The sequence below is a fragment of the Candidatus Tectomicrobia bacterium genome (assembly GCA_016192135.1).
Taxonomy (GTDB): Bacteria; UBA8248; UBA8248; order UBA8248; family UBA8248; genus 2-12-FULL-69-37.
The window spans coordinates 115,138-134,136 of the sequence record JACPUR010000004.1; the positions used below are offsets into that span (position 1 = coordinate 115,138).

General features: G+C 71.3%; 17 protein-coding genes. 4 read left to right on the forward strand and 13 right to left on the reverse strand.

Annotated elements, in window-relative coordinates; translation table 11 throughout:
- Positions 1-25: 25 nt before the first annotated feature.
- Positions 26-1,696, forward strand: a complete 1,671-nt coding sequence (locus tag HYZ11_03070) for a M28 family peptidase (GenBank protein ID MBI3126567.1) — start codon at positions 26-28, stop codon at positions 1,694-1,696.
- Positions 1,697-1,880: 184 nt separating this feature from the next.
- Here the strand turns inward: HYZ11_03070 and HYZ11_03075 are convergent, their stop codons facing one another.
- From HYZ11_03075 to HYZ11_03085, 3 genes are read right to left on the reverse strand one after another with little or no spacing between them, the layout of a single operon-like run.
- Positions 1,881-2,810, reverse strand: coding sequence for an ABC transporter permease (locus HYZ11_03075; GenBank protein ID MBI3126568.1), 930 nt, complete (start codon positions 2,808-2,810; stop codon positions 1,881-1,883).
- 4 nt (positions 2,811-2,814) lie between these two features.
- On the reverse strand, positions 2,815-3,756 hold the full coding sequence (locus HYZ11_03080; GenBank protein MBI3126569.1) for an ABC transporter permease: 942 nt from the start codon (positions 3,754-3,756) through the stop codon (positions 2,815-2,817).
- 54 nt (positions 3,757-3,810) lie between these two features.
- Entirely contained in the window at positions 3,811-5,343 is a 1,533-nt protein-coding gene (locus HYZ11_03085) for an ABC transporter substrate-binding protein (GenBank protein MBI3126570.1), read from the reverse strand.
- A gap of 486 nt (positions 5,344-5,829) precedes the next feature.
- Here HYZ11_03085 and HYZ11_03090 point away from each other — a divergent pair, with 486 nt between their 5' ends.
- Positions 5,830-6,633: a DUF169 domain-containing protein gene (locus HYZ11_03090; GenBank protein MBI3126571.1), complete on the forward strand. Its 804-nt coding sequence runs from the start codon at positions 5,830-5,832 to the stop codon at positions 6,631-6,633.
- Between the two features lie 99 nt (positions 6,634-6,732).
- A complete protein-coding gene (gene chrA, locus HYZ11_03095; GenBank protein ID MBI3126572.1) occupies positions 6,733-7,953 on the forward strand; it encodes a chromate efflux transporter in 1,221 nt (406 codons plus the stop codon).
- Positions 7,954-8,432: 479 nt separating this feature from the next.
- Here chrA and rpmB read toward each other — a convergent pair whose 3' ends face one another.
- From rpmB to HYZ11_03110, 3 genes are all read right to left on the reverse strand, one after another.
- Positions 8,433-8,690, reverse strand: coding sequence for a 50S ribosomal protein L28 (gene rpmB, locus HYZ11_03100; protein MBI3126573.1), 258 nt, complete (start codon positions 8,688-8,690; stop codon positions 8,433-8,435).
- A complete protein-coding gene (gene rpmG / locus HYZ11_03105; GenBank protein ID MBI3126574.1) occupies positions 8,690-8,839 on the reverse strand; it encodes a 50S ribosomal protein L33 in 150 nt (49 codons plus the stop codon). The genes rpmB and rpmG overlap by 1 nt, the downstream gene beginning before the upstream one ends.
- A gap of 246 nt (positions 8,840-9,085) precedes the next feature.
- Complete coding sequence (locus HYZ11_03110) at positions 9,086-9,871, reverse strand: class I SAM-dependent methyltransferase (protein MBI3126575.1); 786 nt, start codon at positions 9,869-9,871, stop codon at positions 9,086-9,088.
- A 73-nt stretch (positions 9,872-9,944) separates the two neighbouring features.
- On the opposite strand from HYZ11_03110, the gene HYZ11_03115 reads away from it, so the two are divergent.
- The gene (locus HYZ11_03115; GenBank protein MBI3126576.1) at positions 9,945-10,439 is read left to right on the forward strand and encodes a hypothetical protein; all 495 of its coding nucleotides are present in this window, start codon (positions 9,945-9,947) and stop codon (positions 10,437-10,439) included.
- Between the two features lie 155 nt (positions 10,440-10,594).
- Here the strand turns inward: HYZ11_03115 and HYZ11_03120 are convergent, their stop codons facing one another.
- The 7 genes from HYZ11_03120 to HYZ11_03150 form a co-directional block, all read right to left on the reverse strand.
- A complete protein-coding gene (locus tag HYZ11_03120; protein MBI3126577.1) occupies positions 10,595-11,584 on the reverse strand; it encodes an ornithine cyclodeaminase family protein in 990 nt (329 codons plus the stop codon).
- Positions 11,585-11,740: 156 nt separating this feature from the next.
- A complete protein-coding gene (amrB, locus tag HYZ11_03125; GenBank protein MBI3126578.1) occupies positions 11,741-12,973 on the reverse strand; it encodes an AmmeMemoRadiSam system protein B in 1,233 nt (410 codons plus the stop codon).
- 5 nt (positions 12,974-12,978) lie between these two features.
- A complete protein-coding gene (locus HYZ11_03130) occupies positions 12,979-13,449 on the reverse strand; it encodes a redoxin domain-containing protein (GenBank protein MBI3126579.1) in 471 nt (156 codons plus the stop codon).
- A gap of 235 nt (positions 13,450-13,684) precedes the next feature.
- Positions 13,685-14,905 carry an MFS transporter gene (locus tag HYZ11_03135; GenBank protein ID MBI3126580.1) on the reverse strand — a complete coding sequence of 407 codons (1,221 nt, stop codon included), beginning with the start codon at positions 14,903-14,905 and terminating at the stop codon, positions 13,685-13,687.
- Positions 14,902-15,909: a hypothetical protein gene (locus HYZ11_03140; GenBank protein ID MBI3126581.1), complete on the reverse strand. Its 1,008-nt coding sequence runs from the start codon at positions 15,907-15,909 to the stop codon at positions 14,902-14,904. The genes HYZ11_03135 and HYZ11_03140 overlap by 4 nt, the downstream gene beginning before the upstream one ends.
- Positions 15,906-17,828, reverse strand: coding sequence for a hypothetical protein (locus HYZ11_03145; protein ID MBI3126582.1), 1,923 nt, complete (start codon positions 17,826-17,828; stop codon positions 15,906-15,908). Before HYZ11_03145 ends, HYZ11_03140 begins: the two co-directional genes overlap by 4 nt.
- Before the next feature lie 51 nt (positions 17,829-17,879).
- Positions 17,880-18,998 (reverse strand): dipeptide epimerase, encoded by a 1,119-nt coding sequence (locus HYZ11_03150; GenBank protein MBI3126583.1) that lies wholly within the window; start codon positions 18,996-18,998, stop codon positions 17,880-17,882.
- Between the last annotated feature and the right edge of the window lies 1 nt (position 18,999).

Sequence of the window (18,999 nt, forward strand, 5' to 3'; positions counted from 1 at the left end):
CCATATTTTCCGCATGAGGGACGCGATGGCATCCATCTCCGCCGACGTGAACGCCGATCTTCTCTGGAAGCACATGGAGGCGCTCTGCCAGTGGGAGCGCTACACGGGCACCGCGGGCGAGAACGCCGCCGTGGACTACATCGCGCGCGAGATGGACGCCCTCGGCATTCCGGTGACCGTCCACGAATTCGACGCCTACATCAGCATCCCCGGCCCCGCCTCGCTCGACATCCTCGGCAAGGACGAGGAGCGCATCCCCGCTATCACCGCCGTCTTCGCGGCCTCGACCGGGGAAGCCGGAGTGACGGGCGACGCCGCCTACGTGGGCGAGGCCGAGGGCCCGGGCGAGGGCTCGGTCGCGGGGCGCATTGTGGTGGCCGAGCGGATGATGAGCCCCGCCCGCTTCTTCGCCTTCGAGCGGGCCGGCGCCATCGCCCAGGTGTACGTGAACTTGGGCTACGCCCACGAGGGGCCCATCTCGACCATCTGGGGCTCCCCCACCCCCGAGACGGCGGGGCGGCTCCCCTGCACCCCCCTCGTCACCCTCTCCCGGGAGCAGGGCCAGGACCTCATCGACCGCCTCAAGACGAGGCGGCATGTGCGGCTCCGGGTGCGGTCCAAGGCCGACACCCGCTGGCGGCGCACCCGCATGCCCGTGGCCGACATCTCGCCCTCCAAGAAGTCCGAGGAGTTCGCCTTGCTGGGCGGCCACCTCGACTCCTGGCAGATCGGGGCGAACGACAACGCGGCCGGGGACACCACCCTCATGGAGCTGGCCCGGCTCATCCACGCCCGCCGCAGGGAGCTCCGGCGAGGGCTCCGGGTCATCTGGTTCAACGGCCACTCCCACGGGCGCTTCTCGGGCTCGACCTGGTACGCCGACCACAAGTTCGAGGAGCTGCGCGCGCGCTGCGTGGGCTACCTGAACATCGACCAGCCGGGCGCCCGCCAAGCCACTCTCTACCGGCCCTTCTCGACGGCGGACATCTCGGCCTGGGTGCAGGACGTGGTGAAGCGCCTGGGCGGCCAGAAGACCGTCCCCACCCATCCGCTGCGGATGGCGGACCAGTCCTTCTGGGGGGTGGGGGTGCCCTCGTTCTCGTTCCTGCCCGTCCTGCCCGAGGGGGCGCCGGACCTCCAGAAGGACCACCCCCACGCGGGCTTCCCGGAGTACTGGCACAACCCGGCCGACACCCTGGACAAGATGGACAAGAAGCTCCTGGCCGAGCACTGCCGCCTCTACGCGGGGGCGCTGCACGAGCTCTGCTCGATGGAGGTGGCGCCCCTCGACCCGAGGACGGTCGCGGGGGTGGCCGAGGCCGAGCTCGCCGCCCTGCGGAAGAAGGCGGCGGGGGCGTTCGATCTCGCGGAGGCCGAGGAGGCGGCGCGGGAGTTCCGGGGGGCGGCCCAGGGGCTGATGAAGCGCATCGGGAAGCTGAAGGCCCCCGAGGCGAACCGCGCTCTCCTCAAGATCAGCCACACCCTCAACCCCGTGCTCTACACCCAGGCGGGGCCCTACGACCAGGACCCGGCCTCGCCCGCCGTGCGCTTCCCGGGCCTCCACCGCCTGAACGGCTATCTCGCCGCGGGGGCGGCCTCGCACGAGGGGCGGCTCCTCTACACCCGCCTGGTGCGGGAGCGCAACCGCGCCGCCGCAGCGCTGCGCCAGGCGGCGGAGATAGCGGAGGGGAGATAGGGGCGCTTCACGCCAAGGCGCGGGGCGGCGCATCTCACCTGGAGGAGTTCCCTCCCCCTGCCCCCTCCCGGAGGGAGGGGGAGAAGCAGAAGGTCAAGGTGGAGTTGGAATTACCCTCCCCCTCCGGAGGAGGGTAAGGGTGGGGGAGAGGTTCCGGGCACCGAGGCGATTCTCTCTGCCTCCCCTACGCCGTGTCCTCCTCGGCGCCCTTGCCCGGCGCGGAGCCCCTGAGGCGGGGGTCCAGCACGTCCCGCAGGGCGTCGCCCGCCAGGTTGAAGCCCATCACCAGCACCATGATGGCCGCGCCCGGGATGACCGAAACCCAGGGCGCGATCTCCAGCACCTGCTGCCCCTCGGCGATCATGAGCCCCCAGGCGGGCGTCGGGGGCGGGGGGCCCAGCCCCAGGAAGCTCAGGCTCGACTCCACGACGATGGCCGTCGCCACCCGGAAGGTCGCCAGCACGACGAGCGGCCCCATGATCTGGGGGATGATGTGGCGCGTCCCCAGGCGCAGGTAGTCCGCCCCCAGGCCGCGCGCCGCCTCGACGAACTCCCGCTCCTTCACCGCGAGGGTCTCGCCGCGCACCAGCCGCGCGATGTGGGGGAAGGTGGCGATCCCGACCGCGATCATGGCGTTGGTGAGCGAGGGCCCCAGGATGGCCATCACCAGGATGGCCAGGAGGTAGAGGGGGAACGAGAGGAGGATGTCCACCAGGCGCATGAGGAGCATGTCGGCCCACCCCCCGATGAAACCCGAGAGGAAGCCCACCACCAGCCCCAGCGCCAGCCCGATGGCCACCGCCAGGATGCCCATGCGCAGCGAGATGCGCGCCCCCCACACGATGCGGCTGAAGATGTCGCGCCCGAGCTGGTCGGTGCCGAGCAGGTACTTGGCGCCGGGGGGCTGGAGCTGATCCGCGAGTATCTGGGCGGAGGGCTCGTGGGTGGCGACCCAGGGGGCGAAGACGGCCGCCAGCACCACGCCCAGCACCAGAATCACCCCGGCCAGGGCCGAGGGGGAGCCGAGCAGCAGCCGGAGCGCCCCCCGGCGCGCGGTGAGGGCGCCCTTTTCTTCCGCCGTCGCACCAGGGGTCACCGTTCCCGCCGCCACCATCGCCTCACCCGTACCGGATGCGCGGGTCGACGTATCCGTAGATCAGGTCGACCGCGAGGTTCACCAAGATGATCACCAGCAGGTAGACCAGCATCGTCCCCTGCACCATCGGGTAGTCGCGCGCCAGCACCGACTCGATCAGCAGCGTCCCCATGCCGGGGCGGCTGAAGACGACCTCCGTCACGGTGGTGCCGCCCAGGAGCTGCCCGAGGTCCAGCCCGATCACGGTGACGATGGGCAGGAGCGCGTTTCGGAAGGCGTGCTTGCCCTTCACGGCGGCCTCGGAGAGGCCCTTCATCCGGCCCGTTCGGATGTAGTCCTGCCCCAGGATCTCGAGGAAGCTCGAGCGCGTGACCCGGGCGATGAGGGCCGCCCCCCGCAACCCCAGCGAGAGGGCGGGGAGGAAGAGGTGCCAGACCACGTCGGTCGGGCTCGAGGGCTCGCCCACCCCGATGGTGGGAAAGAGCCTGAGCTGGAACGAGAGGAAGATGATGAGGAGGATGCCGAGCCAGAACACCGGCATCGAGATGCCCGACAGCGCTCCCACCATGCACAGCCGGTCGATCCAGCTGTTCCGGTAGGCCGCCGAGAGGAAGCCCGCCGGGATGCCGATGAGGACGGCGATGAGGACCCCGCCGAAGGCCAGGTAGAGGGTGTGGTGGTAGATGGCCGCGATCTCGGCCATCACCGGCCGCTGGCTCCGGTAGGACTGCCCCAGGTCGCCTTGCACCGCGCGGCCCAGGTAGCGGAGGAACTGCACGTGGAGGGGCCGGTCCAGCCCCAGGTCGCGGCGCAGGTCCGCGACGGCCTGCTTGTCCCCGCCGAGGTCGGAGAGCATGAGGGCGGCCGGGTCGCCGGGCACGAGATGGACGATGAAGAAGACGATGACGAAGGCGGCCGCCAGCGTCAGCAGAGTGGCCCAGAAGCGTTGAATCGCGTAGCGCATGGCGGCGGGAATCCCGGCCTCCCCCCGCCCGGGGGCGGGGGGAGGCGGCGAGGGCTACTTCTCGATCCGGACCTGGCGCCAGGGGAAGGAGTCCTGGAACGTGGGCACGTTGTTCTTCACGTAGGGCTGCATGGCGACGACGTAGTTCACGTTCACGATCGCGAAGCCCGCGACGTCCTCGGCGAGGATCTTCCGCTCCGCCTGCTCGATGTAGGCCTTGCGCTGCTCGTCGTCCACGGTGTGGCGGGCCTTGAGCAGGAGGTCGTCGGCCCGGATGTAGCCCGAGGCGTTGGGGTAGGGCTGGCTCTTGCTGAAGAAGTACTCGTAGAGGTACTGGTCGGCGTCGCTCCGGGTGATCCGGATGAAGACGACGTCGAACTGCCCGGCCCGCGACCGCTTGTCGTAGATGGCCCGCTCCGGGACGTTCATCTTGGCTCGGATGCCCGCCTTCTTCCACTGCTCCTGGAGCACGGCGGCCATCTGGGGCCATTGGGAAGAGGGCATGACGTTCACGTCCACGTCGATGCCGTTGGGGTGGCCCGCCTCGGCGAGGAGCTTCTTCGCCTTCTCCAGATCGTAGTCCGAGGGGTTGTAGAGCTCCTTGTAGCCGAAGACGTGGGGGTTCAGCAGGTTGTGCCGGGGCGTGGCGTTGCCGAAGAAGACGTGCTTGGCGATGGACTCCCGGTCGGTGGCGTGCAGGAAGGCGCGGCGCACGCGGACGTCGTCGAAGGGCTTGCGCTTGAGGTTGAACTGCATGAAATGGGTGGCGTAGCCCGGCGTGGCGAGGACGTTCAGCTTCTGGTTCTTCTTGATCTCCTGGATCGAGGCACCCTCGAGCAGGGTGGCCACGTCCAGGTCGCCGCGCTCGATGGCGAGCTTGGCCACCGTGTCGTTGCGGATCACCTTGTGGACCACTTTCGAGAGGTGCGCCTTCTCCCAGCTGTCCGGGTTGCGGGCGAGGACGATCTCGCTCCCGCGCACCCACTTCTCGAACATGAAGGGCCCCGAGCCGATCGGGTCCTGCCCGAACTTGGAGCCCTTCTCCTTGACCGCCTTCTCGCTCACGATCCAGCCCGGCCGGAAGGCCAGCACCGCCACCATGAAGGCGGGATGGGGCTGCCTGATGGTGAGGCGGACGGTGTGGTCGTCCACCACCTCGACCTTCTCGAGCGACTGGAGGGAGCCCCGGAAGCGCGACTTCGTCTTCGGGTCCTTGATGCGGTCGAAGGAGAACTTGACGTCGCGCGCGGTGACGGGGCCGTAGCCCTTGTGGAACTTGGCGTCCCGCCGCAGGTGGAAGGTGTAGGTCCGCCCGTCAGGGGAGAGCTCCCAACGGGTGGCCAGATCGGGCTCGACCTGGAGGGTGCCCGCCTTGAGGCGCACCAGCCCGCTGAACACGTTCATGGCCAGCATGTGGTCGGAGGGCTTGCCGATGTAGGCCGGGTCCATGGTGATGAGATCGTCGTCCGCCCGGACGCGGATCGCCTGCTCCCCGCCGGGGGCGGCGGAGGCCCCGGGCGGAACGAGGACGGCGGCTCCCGCCGCGAGCCAAAGCGCCAGCGCGAATCCTCTTATCATCGTGCGCATCAAGGTTTCCCCTCCAAAGAAGCCCCCCGGGGCGGCGGTCCGCCCTTCGGCGCGGGGCGTGTGCCTGCATGGAAGCCGCGCGGCGCCCGGCATCCGCCGGGGGGCGTGCTCCGGGATGGGAGTCCCGCGGCCGTCACGGAAACGCAAGGAGACGCTCGCAGAGCGATGCCGCATCCTAGTTAAACCCCACTTTCATTTCAAGCCCGTTTCCGGCGCATGAAATCGCCGGGATTGGGGAATCGTGGGCCGGTTTGGCGATTCTGCCGCCATCCCGAACGCGGCTTTCCTCACCCCCATCCCCTCCTTCGGCCTACGCCGGCCGAAAGCCGGCTCTGGCCGGCTGAAGGTCGGAGGCCAAAGCCCCCCGCGGAGGGCAAAGGCCCAACCCATCCATCGCCCGTCATGCAAACCGGCCACGGGCGCCCCGCTCCCTCCGAAAATGGTATTATGGCCCCGCGCCACCCCTTCCACGCGAGAGGAACCTGCATGGACGCGGCCCGGATGGCCGAATGCGAGGAGCGCCTGAACCGCCACTTGAGGCTCAACACCTTCCCGGTGGCGGTGCGGTTCCTGAAGAGCTGGGACGAGCTGCCCCCCCGCGCCAAGCGGCCCCTCAAGGACCTGGGGAACCGCTTCACCACCTGCCAGGCGATCTCCATGGCCCGGCGCTACGGCTGGGTTGTGGCCCTGGGGCGGGAGGACAGCAGCTGCGTCCTGGGGGCCATGGCGCTCGGCATCGAGCGGCGCCTCCCTCACTACGAGGAGGGGAACCTCTGCATCCAGCTCTACACCGAGAGCCTCGCGGCCGGCCGCCTGAGCGAGGAGAGCGTCCCCCGCCTCCCGGAGGGCGAGCACGTCGGCGTGGTGGCCGCCCCCCTCGGCCGGGCCGCCTTCGAGCCCCACTCCATCATCGTCTACGGTAACAGCGCCCAAATCATGCGGCTGGGCCAGGCCTGGCTCTGGAAGCGCGGCGGCACCCTCACGAGCGAGTTCCGGGGGCGCATCGACTGCGCCGACCTGGCCATCGCCCCCCACACGACCGGCCAGCCCCAGATGATCGTCCCCTGCACCGGCGACCGCATCTTCGGCCAGGTGCAGGATCACGAGGTGGCCTTCAGCTTTCCGTTCGATGCGATGGACGAGATCCTCGATGGCCTCGAGGCCACCCACAAGGCGGGCGCCACCCGCTACCCCGTCACCAACTGGCTGAACTACACCGGGGGCTTCCCGCCCTCCTACGAGGCCTACCGCAAGATGCTCGACGAGGACCGCCCGCCCGAACGCCCCTGACCCCCTTTCGATTCCGCCGCCCAAAGACTTTCTGCTATAGTAGCCCCGCCCTCTCGTGCGAAGCGTCCGCGGTTCCTCCAGGATAGCCGGGGGAGTCTCATGGCCGAAGCCACGGAACGGAAAGCCGCCGTCACTCACCCCAACACCTTCTGGGAATACCTCCTCGTCTCCTTGAAGTTCGGCCTCACCTCCTTCGGGGGTCCCATCGCCCACATCGGCTACTACCGCGAGGAGTTCGTGGTGCGCCGCAAGTGGCTCGACGAACGCGCCTTCGCCGACCTCGTCGCGCTCTGCCAGTTCCTCCCCGGCCCCGCCAGCAGCCAGGTGCTGATGGGGGTGGGCGTCATGCGGGCCGGGCTGCCGGGCTGCCTCGCGGGGTTCCTCGGCTTCACCCTGCCCTCGGCCCTCGCCCTCGTCCTCTTCGCCTTCGGGGTGAGCGCGCTCGAGGGGGCGGCCGGGAGCGGCTGGCTCTCGGGCCTCAAGATCGTGGCCGTGGCCGTGGTGGCCCAGGCCGTGTGGGGGATGGCCCGCTCCCTCGCCCCCGATCCTCCCCGCGCCACCGTGGCCATCCTCGCCGCCATCTTCATCCTCGCCGTGCCCGCCGCCTGGTCCCAGGTGGCGGTGATTTTCATCGGGGGGATCATCGGCTGGGCCTTCCTCAAGGGCGAGGCCTCCGCCTCGGACGGCTTCGGCCGCACGGTGGGGCGCGGCGTGGCGGCCGCCTCCTTGATTCTCTTCTTCGGCCTGCTCGTCCTGCTGCCCCTCCTCGCCCGGGCCGTCCCCTCCAATGCCCTGGCCCAGGTCGACAGCTTCTACCGGGCGGGCTCCCTGGTGTTCGGGGGAGGCCACGTGGTGCTGCCCCTGCTCCAGGCCGAGGCCGTGCGGCCCGATTGGGTGACGAACGAGCAGTTCCTCGCCGGCTACGGCGCCGCCCAGGCCATCCCGGGGCCGCTCTTCGCCTTCGCGGCCTACCTGGGGGCCGTGATGGCCACCCCGCCCACCGCCTGGATCGGGGCCGCGATCTGCCTCATCGCGGTTTTCCTTCCCGCCATTCTCCTGATCGTGGGGGCGCTCCCCTTCTGGGACGCCCTGCGCGCCCGGCCCGCCGTCCAGAGCGCCCTGCGCGGGGTGAACGCCGCCGTGGTGGGATTGCTCCTGGCGGCGCTCTACCACCCGGTCTGGACCAGCGCCATCCACAAGCCCCTCGACTTCGCCCTGGGCCTCGCCGCCTTCGGCCTCCTCATGCTGTGGAAGCTCCCCCCCTGGATCGTGGTCATCCTGACCGCCCTGGCGGCCGGCGTCCTCAAGCCGGGCGGATGAAAATGCCGGAATCCCCCGGAATTTCCCGGAAACCGCCGGAAGCCCCCGGCCTCACCGCGCACAGTCGACTGAGGAAAGGGGTCTTTTGACGCGCTTTTTCCCTCAATATCCCTCAATATCCGTGACGGGCGGTTGGACGGCCACCCGATGGCCTCCCGGTTCTGTGGGGCGGGTCTCAGATGCGCACCCCGGGGTGGTCATACCGCGCCACAGCGTTTTTTCATGGGCTTTATCCGTCACTAAGCGTCATTTGCCGTCACTCCCGGTCTCCACGGGCGCACGGCCGTGCGCCTCTACGGAAGGGCGGGCGCGCCGCGGCCCTCGGGCAAGATACGCCCCGGGCGCGGAGGAGCCGCTACCGCAATTTCGTCCAATTTCGCGCTGGTTCATGCTTGGGGGGAAAAAACAAAACCGGGCGCCCTGCGGCGCCCGGTCCGGAGAAGCTTGGATGCAACGCGGGGGCGGTTCGCGAACCTCCCCTACTTCCCGCCCTTGCGGCGCATGTCGGCCAGGACGACCGAGATGCCGCGCTTGGCGATGGTCTTCAAGGCCCGGGCCGAGACGCGCAGCGTGATCCAGCGCTTCTCCTCGGGCACCCAGAACCGCTTGTCGTGCAGGTTGGGCTCGAAGCGCCGCCGCGTCTTGCGGTTCGAGTGGCTCACGCTGTTGCCGAACTTGACGGTGCGGCCCGTCACCGCGCAGCGGCGGCTGGCGAGGGGCTTCTTCGAGGCCGCCATCACTTGGTCTCCTTGAACGGCACGTGCTTCCGGCAGAACTTGCAGTACTTCTTGCGCTCCAGCCGGTCGGTCGTCTTCCGCTTGTTCTTGGTGGTGGAGTAGCGGTACTTCTTGCAGGCGGTGCATTCCAACTGGATGATCTCGCGCATGGCCCCAGCCTTTCAGCCGACGAAAGCCTTCAACCCAAGAAAAATCCGCCGGTTAGGAGAGCCCACCGCCCCCCGCCCCGCCGGTGGAAGGCCAAACCATAGCCGAGCCGGGGGGAAATATCAAGCCGGGGGGGGATCGTCCGGGGCGTGCGCCCCTACGGACGCAACGGTCGGGCGCCTTTTGCAGGGGCGGTTCGCGAACCGCCCCCACGGAAGGAGAGAAGCCACCGGAACGCGAGGATTCCCCTACCCCTTCCTCCCCGTCACCAGGGCGTCCCAGCGGAGGACGGTGAGGCCCGCGCCCTCCCCCTCAGGGGCCATCCAGCTCCCGCCCTCCTCCCGGAGCCGCTCCACCCCGGCCCGGACGAAGGGGACGCTCCCGGCCGCCGTCTCCGCCCCGCGGAGCCAGTTGTCGAAGGTGTCCCGCCGGCTCATCGTCTCGGCGGATTCGACCTCCAGGCCGCACCGCGCGAAGAGGGCGCGCATGTCCTTCATCGAGAGGATGCGCACCATGGCCGGCTCGCGCACATGGTCGATCTCCTCGATGCGGGCGCGCTCCCGGCCGTCGTCCGGGTAGAGGTGGTCCATCAGGAGGACGACCCCGCCCGGCCGCACCGCGCGCGCCATCTCGCGCAGCACCTCCTCGGGCCGGGCCAGGTGGTGGAAGGTGTTGCGGCAGACGGCGCAGTCCGCCGCCCCGTCCGGCAGCGGGGCCCGCTCACAGAGGGCGAGGACGAAGTGGGCGTTCCTCGCCAGGCTCTCCTCCGCGAGGCGCTTGCGCCCCGAGCGCGCCATGGCCGGGGTGATGTCGATGCCCAGGACGCGCCCGCCCGCCTGGAGGAAGGGGAGGGCCGAGTTGCCCGTGCCCACCCCGAAGTCCGCCGCCCACCGGCCCGGGCCGAAGCCGATCCGCTCCACCGCGCGGCGCAGGGCGGGGATGGGGTCCCCCTTCGTGCGCTCGGTGAAGCAGTCCGCCCGGCGGGTGAAGCTCTCGACGTTCAGGCGGGCGGCCTCATTTTTATAAAAGCCCATGGCTACAGCCTCATTCGACTTTATTGGACAGAAATTGGTATAATTTCACATATATTGCGGTGGAGGAAAACTCTTGAACGACAATCGAAAATTTAAGGATTTTCCTGATGATTACAAATCAAAGATACATCAGGAGCATACAAGTTATTACATACGTGGCGAAGATCAAATTAATCAAGCTGCCTTTCTGTACATCAAACATCTTTTCTTACTGAACGGTGGGGGCGCGGTCGCTGTCCTAAGCTATAAGGGAGCAACCTTTACTAAACTGCCCGACTTAAGCCTCGGATACCCTCTCCTTTTTCTCACTCTCGGGCTTATATTTTCCGCAATCTTAGTCGGCGTGGAATATTTACGTCTGAATTATTACTATGGAAAAGTGACAAAGGTATATAGTAATTTTATCTCAAATCGAATAACTTTTGCTCAATTTGACGAAGAGGCCCAGAACATTCAGCCAAAAGTTTGGTATAGCATTTTATTAGGTGGCACTGCCCTCATCCTCTTCATCCTAGGCATTGCCTACGGAGTCGTTGAAGGCTTTATTTACCTCGGGAGGAATAGATGATGGGCAAGGGACCTAACGCGCCGATTCCTCCACCAAAGCCTACTCCTAATATCCCGTTAAGGGAGGATCGCCAACTTCCACGCGGCGAACCCCCTATCAGACCGAGACCTGCGCCTCCGCCCTCGCCACCATCAAAAAAATGATTATTCTGGTGGTCACGTCGCCTTCTTGAAGACGCCCTCGACCGGGAGCTTCGTCCCCACGCCCCGCTCCTTGGCGCGCTTGTAGAGGAGCGCGCCCAGCGCCACGTCCTCGATGGCGATCCCCTGGCTCAGGAAGAGGTTGATCTCGTCCCGGGAGGCCCGGCCGGGCATCCGCCCCGAGGCGATGAGGCCGATCTCGACCACCTGGCCCCACTGGACGGCGTTCGCCCCCACCGCCGCGATCAGGTCCCCGCTCTCGAAGCGGGAGCCCTCGATGTTGTCCGTGGCGATGCGCCCCTTGGCCGCCCGGCGGAAGGTCTCCTCGTCCACCTCGCGGTTGGCGGCCCGGTTCGATCCCGCCGCGATGACGGTGGTGCCGGGTTCGAGGTCCTTGCCGTCGAAGACGGGGTCCTTGGCGTTCGTCATGGTGCAGACGATCTGGGAGCCCCGCACCGCCTCGGCGGGGGAACTTACGGCAACGAGCCGGGCCTTGACCCTGGGCTGCATGGTGGCGATGAACTTTTCGCGCTTCTCGGGCGAGCGGCTGTAGATCTTCACCTTCTTGAGGGGCCGGGCGCAGCAGAGGGCCTCGAGCTGGGTGCGGGCCTGCCAGCCCGTGCCGAAGAGGCCCGCCTCCGAGGCGTCCTCCCGGGCCATGTACTTGGCCGCGACCCCGCTCGCCGCCCCGGTGCGGAGCTGGCCCTGGATGTTCGCCTCCATGAAGGAGAGGAGCTCGGCCGAGTTCGCGTCCCACAGGATGAAAATGAAGCGAGTCCCCAGCCCCGGGAAGGTGGTGTAGGCCTTCACCCCGAGGTAGGACTCGCCGCCGTCCACGAGGCCCCCCGACATGGCGTGGAGGGTGCCCTTCGGCATGAAGATGCGCCGCCTCGGCTGGTTCGGGGCCAGGCCCTCCCCCTGGAGCCTGAAGCACTTGTCCACCGCCTCCATCACGTCCGGCATGGTGACGAGGCTCTCGATCTCTTTCTCGTTCAGGTAGAGCACGGTGAATCTCCTTTGCCTCGATAGATGATGTTCAACCGGCCTGGCCTCTCCCCCACCCTCCGGGAGGGGGAGGGAAATGCCAACCGCATATCGCGTCTTTCCGTAGGGGCGAGGCATGCCTCGCCCCTACGGACAAACCCTGGTGGCAGGTTTGGATCATTCAATCGCAACGCTGCAGAAGGTGACGGTGCCGTTCGGGTCGGGCCACTGGCTGTAGCGCAGCACCTCCCCCCGGCAACCGTCCAGGGTGCGGAGCAGGGTGTAGATGGGGGCGAGGCCGCACACCTTGCGGGCGTCCCCGTCCTCCGCGACGCTCCACCAGAACGCCTCCGCGTCCCCCCGGCAGGCCGCCTCGAGCGAGGCCCGGTCCGCCCGATCGAGGGCGGCCAGGCGCTCCCCGTCCACCGGGTCCTCGTCCCCGAACTGGGGCCCCACGTGGGCCAGGTCCACGCTGGCGAGGAGGCAGGGGCGCCGCCCCGCCGCCTCGGCCTCCCGGAGCGTCTCCCGGAGCGCCCCGACGAAGCCCTCCACCCGCGCGTCCCCCCGGGGGGAGCGGCCCTCGGCGACGAACTCCCCGAAGGAGCCCACGAGCAGGGGCACGAAGCTCACCTCGCGCTCCCCGCCGTAGAGGTAGCGGAGGAAGACGGCCTGGAACTCGATGGAGTGCTCGGCCCGCTGAGCGAACTCGTCCCGGAAGAGGTCGCCAGGGGCGCGGCGGGTGAGGGCGCGGATGAACCCGCGGTCGGCCTCCAGGGTGCCGAGCGGGGTTTCGAAGCCCTTCTCCGTCAGGGTGTAGAAGCCGCGCGTCGGGGCGTGCACCGTGCCCAGCACGACGAAGAGGTCCGCGTCCGAGCGCTCGGCGAGCGCCCGGTAGCTCCAGGCGAAGGTCGTGCCGCCCCGGTGGAAGTCGATGTGGGGGGCCACGAGCCCCCGCAGGGGCCTCGCGGGCCGGCCGTTCCGCTCGGGGAGGCCCGGGCCCTCCGGATGGGTGAAGAAGCCATCGAGCCTCGCACGCAGGGCGGCCGGGTCGGCGTCGTAGCTCTTCCCGGCCAGGAAGCTCGGCCGCTCCGGGGACTCGACGAACGCGCGCTCGACCGAGCGCCTCCAGGCGTCGAAGCCCTCCCCCCCGAGGAAGTGCGCCTCCTCGAGCTGAGCCGCGATCTGTCGCAGGTTCGCCTCGGGCACGTCCACGCGGTGCGCGGCCATGATCTCCTCGCGGATCATGGCGGGGGTGTGGCGGCCGTCCATCCGCTGGAGGACGGGCACGAGGGGGAGCGGCACCACCAGCACCGCCTCGCTCAGGTGCAAGGGGTCGCGCAGGATGAGGGCGCGCCGGCCCTCCTGCTCGGTCGGGATCACCTCGAGGGGCCGGAGGCGGGGCAGGTCCACGGCGCTCAAAACTCCAGCCCCAGGGCCTCGAACACCGCCGTCATGGCGGGCACGCTGCCCGGCTGGAAATGGGTGTCGGCGTGGAGGACGCCGCCGTCCTCCCCGATGACGAAGACGGCGCGGCGGTGGCGCCGGGAGTCCGGGTCGTCCACCCCGTAGGCGCGGCCCACGGCGAGGTCGGCGTCGCTCGCCAGCGGGAAGGGGAAGCCCCCGGCCCGCCCGGCGAAGGCGCGGTGGCTCGCGAGATCGTCCCGGCTGATGCCGATCACCGAGGCCCCCAGCTCCCGGATGAGGCCGTACTCGGCCTTGAAGCCTTCGAGCTGTGAGGCGCACGCGGGCGTGCCGTCCTCGGCGTAGAAGGCGAGGACCACCTTCCCCTTTCCCGTCCACTCCCCCAGGCGCACCTCCCCCTCCGTGCTCGGGAGGCGGAAGTCCGGGGCCTGGGCGCCGGGGCGGGGGGAGGCGTCTTGAGTCATGCAATTTCCTTTCGCAGGAAAACCGAACGGCTTAGGCTCTGCGGCTCGCCCTCCGGGGGAGGGGGAAAGATATGAGGTGGCGACCGCCCTTCCCTCCCCCTGCCCCCTCCCGCCTTCCCAAAGCTCGCTTCGGCGGGCGAAGGCCCGGAGGAAGGGGGGAACGGCAATTCAACAGCAACCGGAGCGGCAATTCTAGCGGGAAGCCCTCCGCCGGGCCAGCGCGGGCGCTCTTCCCTCACTCCTTCGGGCCCGCCTCGAAGGCGGGCGCGGTCAGGATCCCCAGGAGAGAGAGGGCCGCCAGCGCGTAGACGGCGGGGCCGAAGCCCCCGGCCAGGTCGCGCAGCGCCCCCGCCGCCCAGGGGCCGATGAAGCCTCCCAGGTAGCCCACCCCGATGATGAGGCCCCCCGCCGTCCCTGCATGGGCGCGCTCCACCCGGCGGGCCGGGAAGGCCAGGCAGAGCAGGAACCAGAAGTTCGTCGAGAAGCCGAGGAGGGCCGGGCCCGCCGCCGCGAGCCAGGGCCCGCCGGGGGGCATCGCCGCGAGGCCCGCCGCCGTCAGGAGGGCGCAGGCCGCGATCATCCTCCGGTCGCCGCCGATGGCGCGGGCCGCCGGCACCGTCGCCAGCACCGCCGCCACCCCGAGCCAGGGCATGAGGGAGACGAGCCCGGCCGCCCCGGCCGGGCTCCAGCCCTTCCCGGCGAGGAGGGAGGAGAGCCAGCCGAGGCCGGTGTAGAAGACGAGGTTGTTGATGAAGAGGGAGGCCGCCACCCCCCACACCGCCGGGTTGCGCAGCACCGCCTGGGAGAGGCTCGCGGAGGAAGGAGGCGCCTCCGCCTCCTCCTCCCCGCCCGATCCCACCGCCCCCCAGAGCAGGAGGGCCGCCCCCAGCAGGAGCGCCCAGGCGAGGTAGCCCCCGCGCCAGACGGCGCCCGAAGCCCCGGGAGAGAGCCAGGGGCCGAGCGCTCCGCCCATCAGGTGGGAGAGGGCCACCCCGCACCCCGCCCCGCTGACGAGCGAGACGGTGTAGAGCGTCGCCCCCAGGCTCCGCCGCCCGGGGGGGACACCGCCGCTCACGATCTTGGGCAGGACGGGGAAGATGAGCCCCATCCCCGCCCCGACCAGGGCCGTCCCCAGCGCCACGCCCCCGAAGCCCCCCGCCCAGGCGCGGCCGCCCCCGCCGATCAGCACCAGGAGCCCCCCCGCCATGAGCACGCGCCGCGCCCCGAGGAGGTCCACCACGCGGCCCCCGGCCACGGCGAAGAAGGCGATCAGCGGGAAGGGGATGGAGAGGAGGAAGCCGCCCTGCGCGTAGGTGAGGCCCAGGTCCGCGCGGATGCGCTCGATGAGGCCGCTCGTGGCGACGAGGGAGCCGAAGGCCGCGAGCGCGGCGGCGCAGGCCGACCCCAGGGGCCAGCCCCAGTGGAGGGGACGGCGGGATGTCGGGCCTTCTCTCACCTCGCGGCCCGCCCCCCGGTCTCGGCCCGCACCGTCTTGGGCGGGCCCGGGCGGGAGGCGCCCTCCACCCCGGCGCGCACCCAGCCCGCCGTCAGCGCGACCGCCGCCAGCAGGGCGGCCGCGGCCAGGCCCGCCCGGGGGGCGCTCCCCTTGCGCCGCAGCGCGCTCACCGCCACCTCCAGCAGGAAGATGGCCGACGCCACGAGCAGGGCGACGCCGATGAGCAGCGGCCGGCCCCCGCCGTAGAAGGTGGCCCGCACCCAGGCCGGTCCCTTCGAGCCCACCCAGGCGGCCCCGAGCAGTATCTGCAGCGCCGAGGACGCCAGCACGCACGCCGCGCCCCAGCGGATGAGGCGGGCGCCCGCGCTCAGGGGGACGGAGCTCTCCCAGCGGAACGCCCCGCGGCCCGCCAGCATCAGGGCCACCCCTCCGGCGGCCCCCGCGCCCAGGGCGTGGTGCAGGGTGAACAGCGCCGCCCCCGGCTGCCGGAAGATCACCCACGGGTTCTCCGCCACGAGCGGCCAGAGCGCGGGCGCCGACGCCGCCGCTTCGGCGCTCTCGCGCACCGCCGCCAGCAGGAGGGCCAGGAGCCCCGCGGCCGCGCCGCAGGCGGTGCGCGCGGCGGGCGGCCTTCCTCTCCATCCCCAGTCCGAGGCGTAGAGAAGGACCAGCGCCGCGTAAGCCGTCCCCGCCAGCCAGGCCCAGGGCAGGACCGGAGCCAGCCAGATCAGCAGGGGCAGCAGCCGGTCCGGCTTCCGGACCAGGGCCAGGAGCATCGTTCCCGCGGCCGCGGCAGCCAGGACGCCCAGGTTGGCCACCGCCGCCTCGCCCAGGCGGGCCGCCGCCTCGCGGTCCTCGGGCCTCCCCCGCCTCCCGCTCCAGAATTCCAGGTGGGCCGCGGCCAGCGGCAGCGAGATGCCGGCCCACAGCGACGCGGCCAGGGCCACCTCCAGCAGCGTCCCGAGGATGCGCCCGCCGTCGAGCCCCGCGATGAGCGCCGTCATGGTCCGGGCACCCCCGGGCTGCCGCTCCCGCCGCCCGGAGGGGGCGCAGGCGCGGGCGGGGCCGGAGGCGGCGGGACGGGCCGCGGCTCCTCCCGCCGCTGGGATGGCGCGGGCTCCGGCGCGACGGGCGGAACCGGCTGGATGGGCGCGACCGGCGGCACCGGAGCGGGGGCGGGAAGCCTGGGCGGGGGGATCTCGGGCGGGCGGGGCGGGGTAGTGGAAGGCCCGGGCTGGCCCTCGGGGATGGGCGGGCCGGCGGGCGCGGAGGAGGGCTTCGGGGCGGGTGGGATTTGTGGCGGCTGCGGGGCGGGCGGGCCCGAGGGCGAGGGCGGCGCGGGAGCAGCCTGAGGCGCGGGAGGAGCGGCCGGGGCCTGGACCGGGGGGGTCTCCGGCGCGGGGGCGGCGGGCTCGCCCTTGGGGGCGGGCTGGCCGAGAGGGGCGGGCTGGCCCTTGGAGGCCGGGTCCCCCAGGCGCGCCGGATCGCCCTGCTTGGCGGGCTGGCCGGGGGAGGCGGGCTGGCCCAGGGGGGCCGGCTGCCCCGTGAGGGGCCCCTGCCGGGGCGCGGCCGCAGCCGGGGCGGGCGGCTTTTTCTCTTCTTCCTTCTTCTTCGGGGGCGCGGGAGGGGCGGGCTTGGGGGGCGGGGCGGGGACGGCGAGGGCCACCCCGGCCCCCTTCAGCATCCCCTCGATGTGGGAGGCCACCGCCTTCATCTCCTCGTCCGATCCGGCGAAGGCCGGGAAGGCCGGATGCCGCTTCTCCATCTCCCCGAGGAAGCGCAGCGGCGCGCCCTGCTCCCGGAAGGGGGGGAGCCCGCCCGCGCCCTCTTTCCAGGCGGGATGGCAGGGGCCGCACTCGGCCCGGAAGACGAGGGCGCCCAGCTCCGGCGGGGCGGGCCGCTCCTCCCCCGGCCGCCAGGGGGCCGGGCGCCAGAAGCCCTCCCGGCGGAGCTCCGGAATCTCCGAGACGAGGACCCCGTTCCGGTACATGCCGCCCCGGATGAGGAAGGGCCCCCGCGCCTCCGCCCCCGCGAGCTGGACGAGCGCGGGCGACAGCGCCGCGGCGAGCAGGGCGAGGAGCGCCCCGGATCGGCTCAGCCTGCGGGGGTCGCGGACGGCGCACCGGTAGAGATACATCCCGAGCCCCGCTTGGAGGGCGAGGGCCGCCCCGGCCAGCGCGAGGAAGGTCCGGGCCTCCTCCGGCGAGATCGAATAGGCCCACCACGCCGCGCCCGCCGCCCCGGCCCACGCCGCGGGGGCCCCCCAGGAGCCCAGCGCCCGCGCCAGCGCCAGCCGCCAGGGGGCGTCGCGCTGGCCCGCGGCGGCTGCGAGGCCCGCCGCGGCCGCGAGGGCGATCGCCTCCGCCGCCCAGAGCAGGGCCGCGGGCGGCGCGGAAGGGTGCAGGAGGGCATGCCGCAGGGCGCGCGACTCCAGCCAGACTCCCGGGCTCGCGGGGAACGATCCGAGCGAGGCGAGCACCAGGGCGCCCGCCCAGATTCCCGCGGCGGCGGCGGCGCCCGACGCGAGATGCAGGCGCCCTCCCCCGCGCCCGTTCCTCCAGCCGAAGGCGTAGAGGGCGAGGCAGAGCGTTCCCGCGAGGGCGAGGAGGGCGCCCGCCCCCAGGGCGGGCCCGAAGGCCGCCGCCAGGCGCTCCGCCGCCCGGGGCCAGAGCACCATCTCCCCCAGCCAGGCGCCCCCTCCCGCGAGGAAGGCCCCGAGGAGGAGCACCAGCGTCCAGCGGGCGTCCCGCTCCGCGAGCCGGCCCCACCGGGGGTCCAGGCTGCGGCCCGCCTCGAGGGCGGGCAGGAGCATGAGGACGGCCCCCCCGGCCGCCAGCGCGGCGCCCAATCCAAAAAGGTAGCGGAGCGCGGGGAGGAGGACGCTCGGGACGAGGGCCGGGACATCGGCTTCGGGAAACGGCACGAAACGATCCCCTGACAGGACGGCGGAAAAAAGGGATGCCCGGATGGAATGCTACACCAAGGCGGCTCCCTTCGCCCGGTAGAGATCGAGCTTCTCCTCGTCGAGACGCACCCCCAGGCCGGGCTCCCGGGGCACGGCGAGGCGTCCGGCGCCGATGTCGAGGGGCCGGTCCACCACGTCGTCCCGCATCTTGTCGGGGCCCACGGACTCGATCGCCCTGAGGAAGGCCGCGGAGGTCGCGGCGAGGTGGATCTCGGCCAGGGTGTAGGCCGTGAGACCGAAGCCGTGCCCGATGACGAGCTTCAGGCCCGCCGCCTCGGCCGTGGCCGCCATCTCGCGCGCAGGGAGGAGGCCTCCCTGCTTGAGGATCTTGAGCTTCACGATGTCCGCCGCCCCGGCCCGGATGATCCGCAGCAGGCTCTCGTGGCCGTACACGCACTCGTCCGCCATGACCGGGAAGCCGATGGCGCGGCGAATGCGCGCCATGCCCTCGAGGTCCGCGCGCGGGACGGGCTGCTCGAAGAGGGAGGGCGCGGCCCCGCGCACCTCGCGGGCGAAGGCCACCGCGTCCTCCACCCGGGCGTAGGACTCGTTCGCGTCGATGCGGATCTCGAAGTCCCGGCCCGCCGCCTCGCGCACCGCGAGCACCCGGGCGGCGTCCGCCTCCACGTCCCCCCCAGCCTTCACCTTGGCCGAGATCCAGCCCCGCTTCTTGTAGGCGCTCGCCTCGCGGGCGGCCTCCTCCGGGCCCAGGATGCCGATCCAGCCGTTGAAGAAGACCTCCTCCACCACCGCCCCGCCCAGGAGCTCGTGGAGGGGGACGCCCAGCGCCCGGGCGTGGAGGTCGGCCAGGGCCATGGCGAGGGCGGCCTTGGCCTCGTAGAGGCCCTCCGCCGCCTCGTCCATCAACCGCGCGGCGGCGCGGGCGCGCCTGGGGTCGGCCCCCAGCAGCGCGGGGCCCAGGCGGCGCTCGATCGCCTCCGCCGTCTCGTCCCGCCCCCCCGAGGAGTAGCCCTTGAAGGGCTCGGCGTCCCCCACCCCCTCGAAGCCGTCGTCGGTGCGCAGGCGCACGAGGCAGCAGGGCTGGACGTCGTGGTTGTGGAAGGCGTTCCTGAAGAAGCCCCGCATGGGCATGTCCACGCGGAAGACCTCGACCGAGGCCACCTTCATG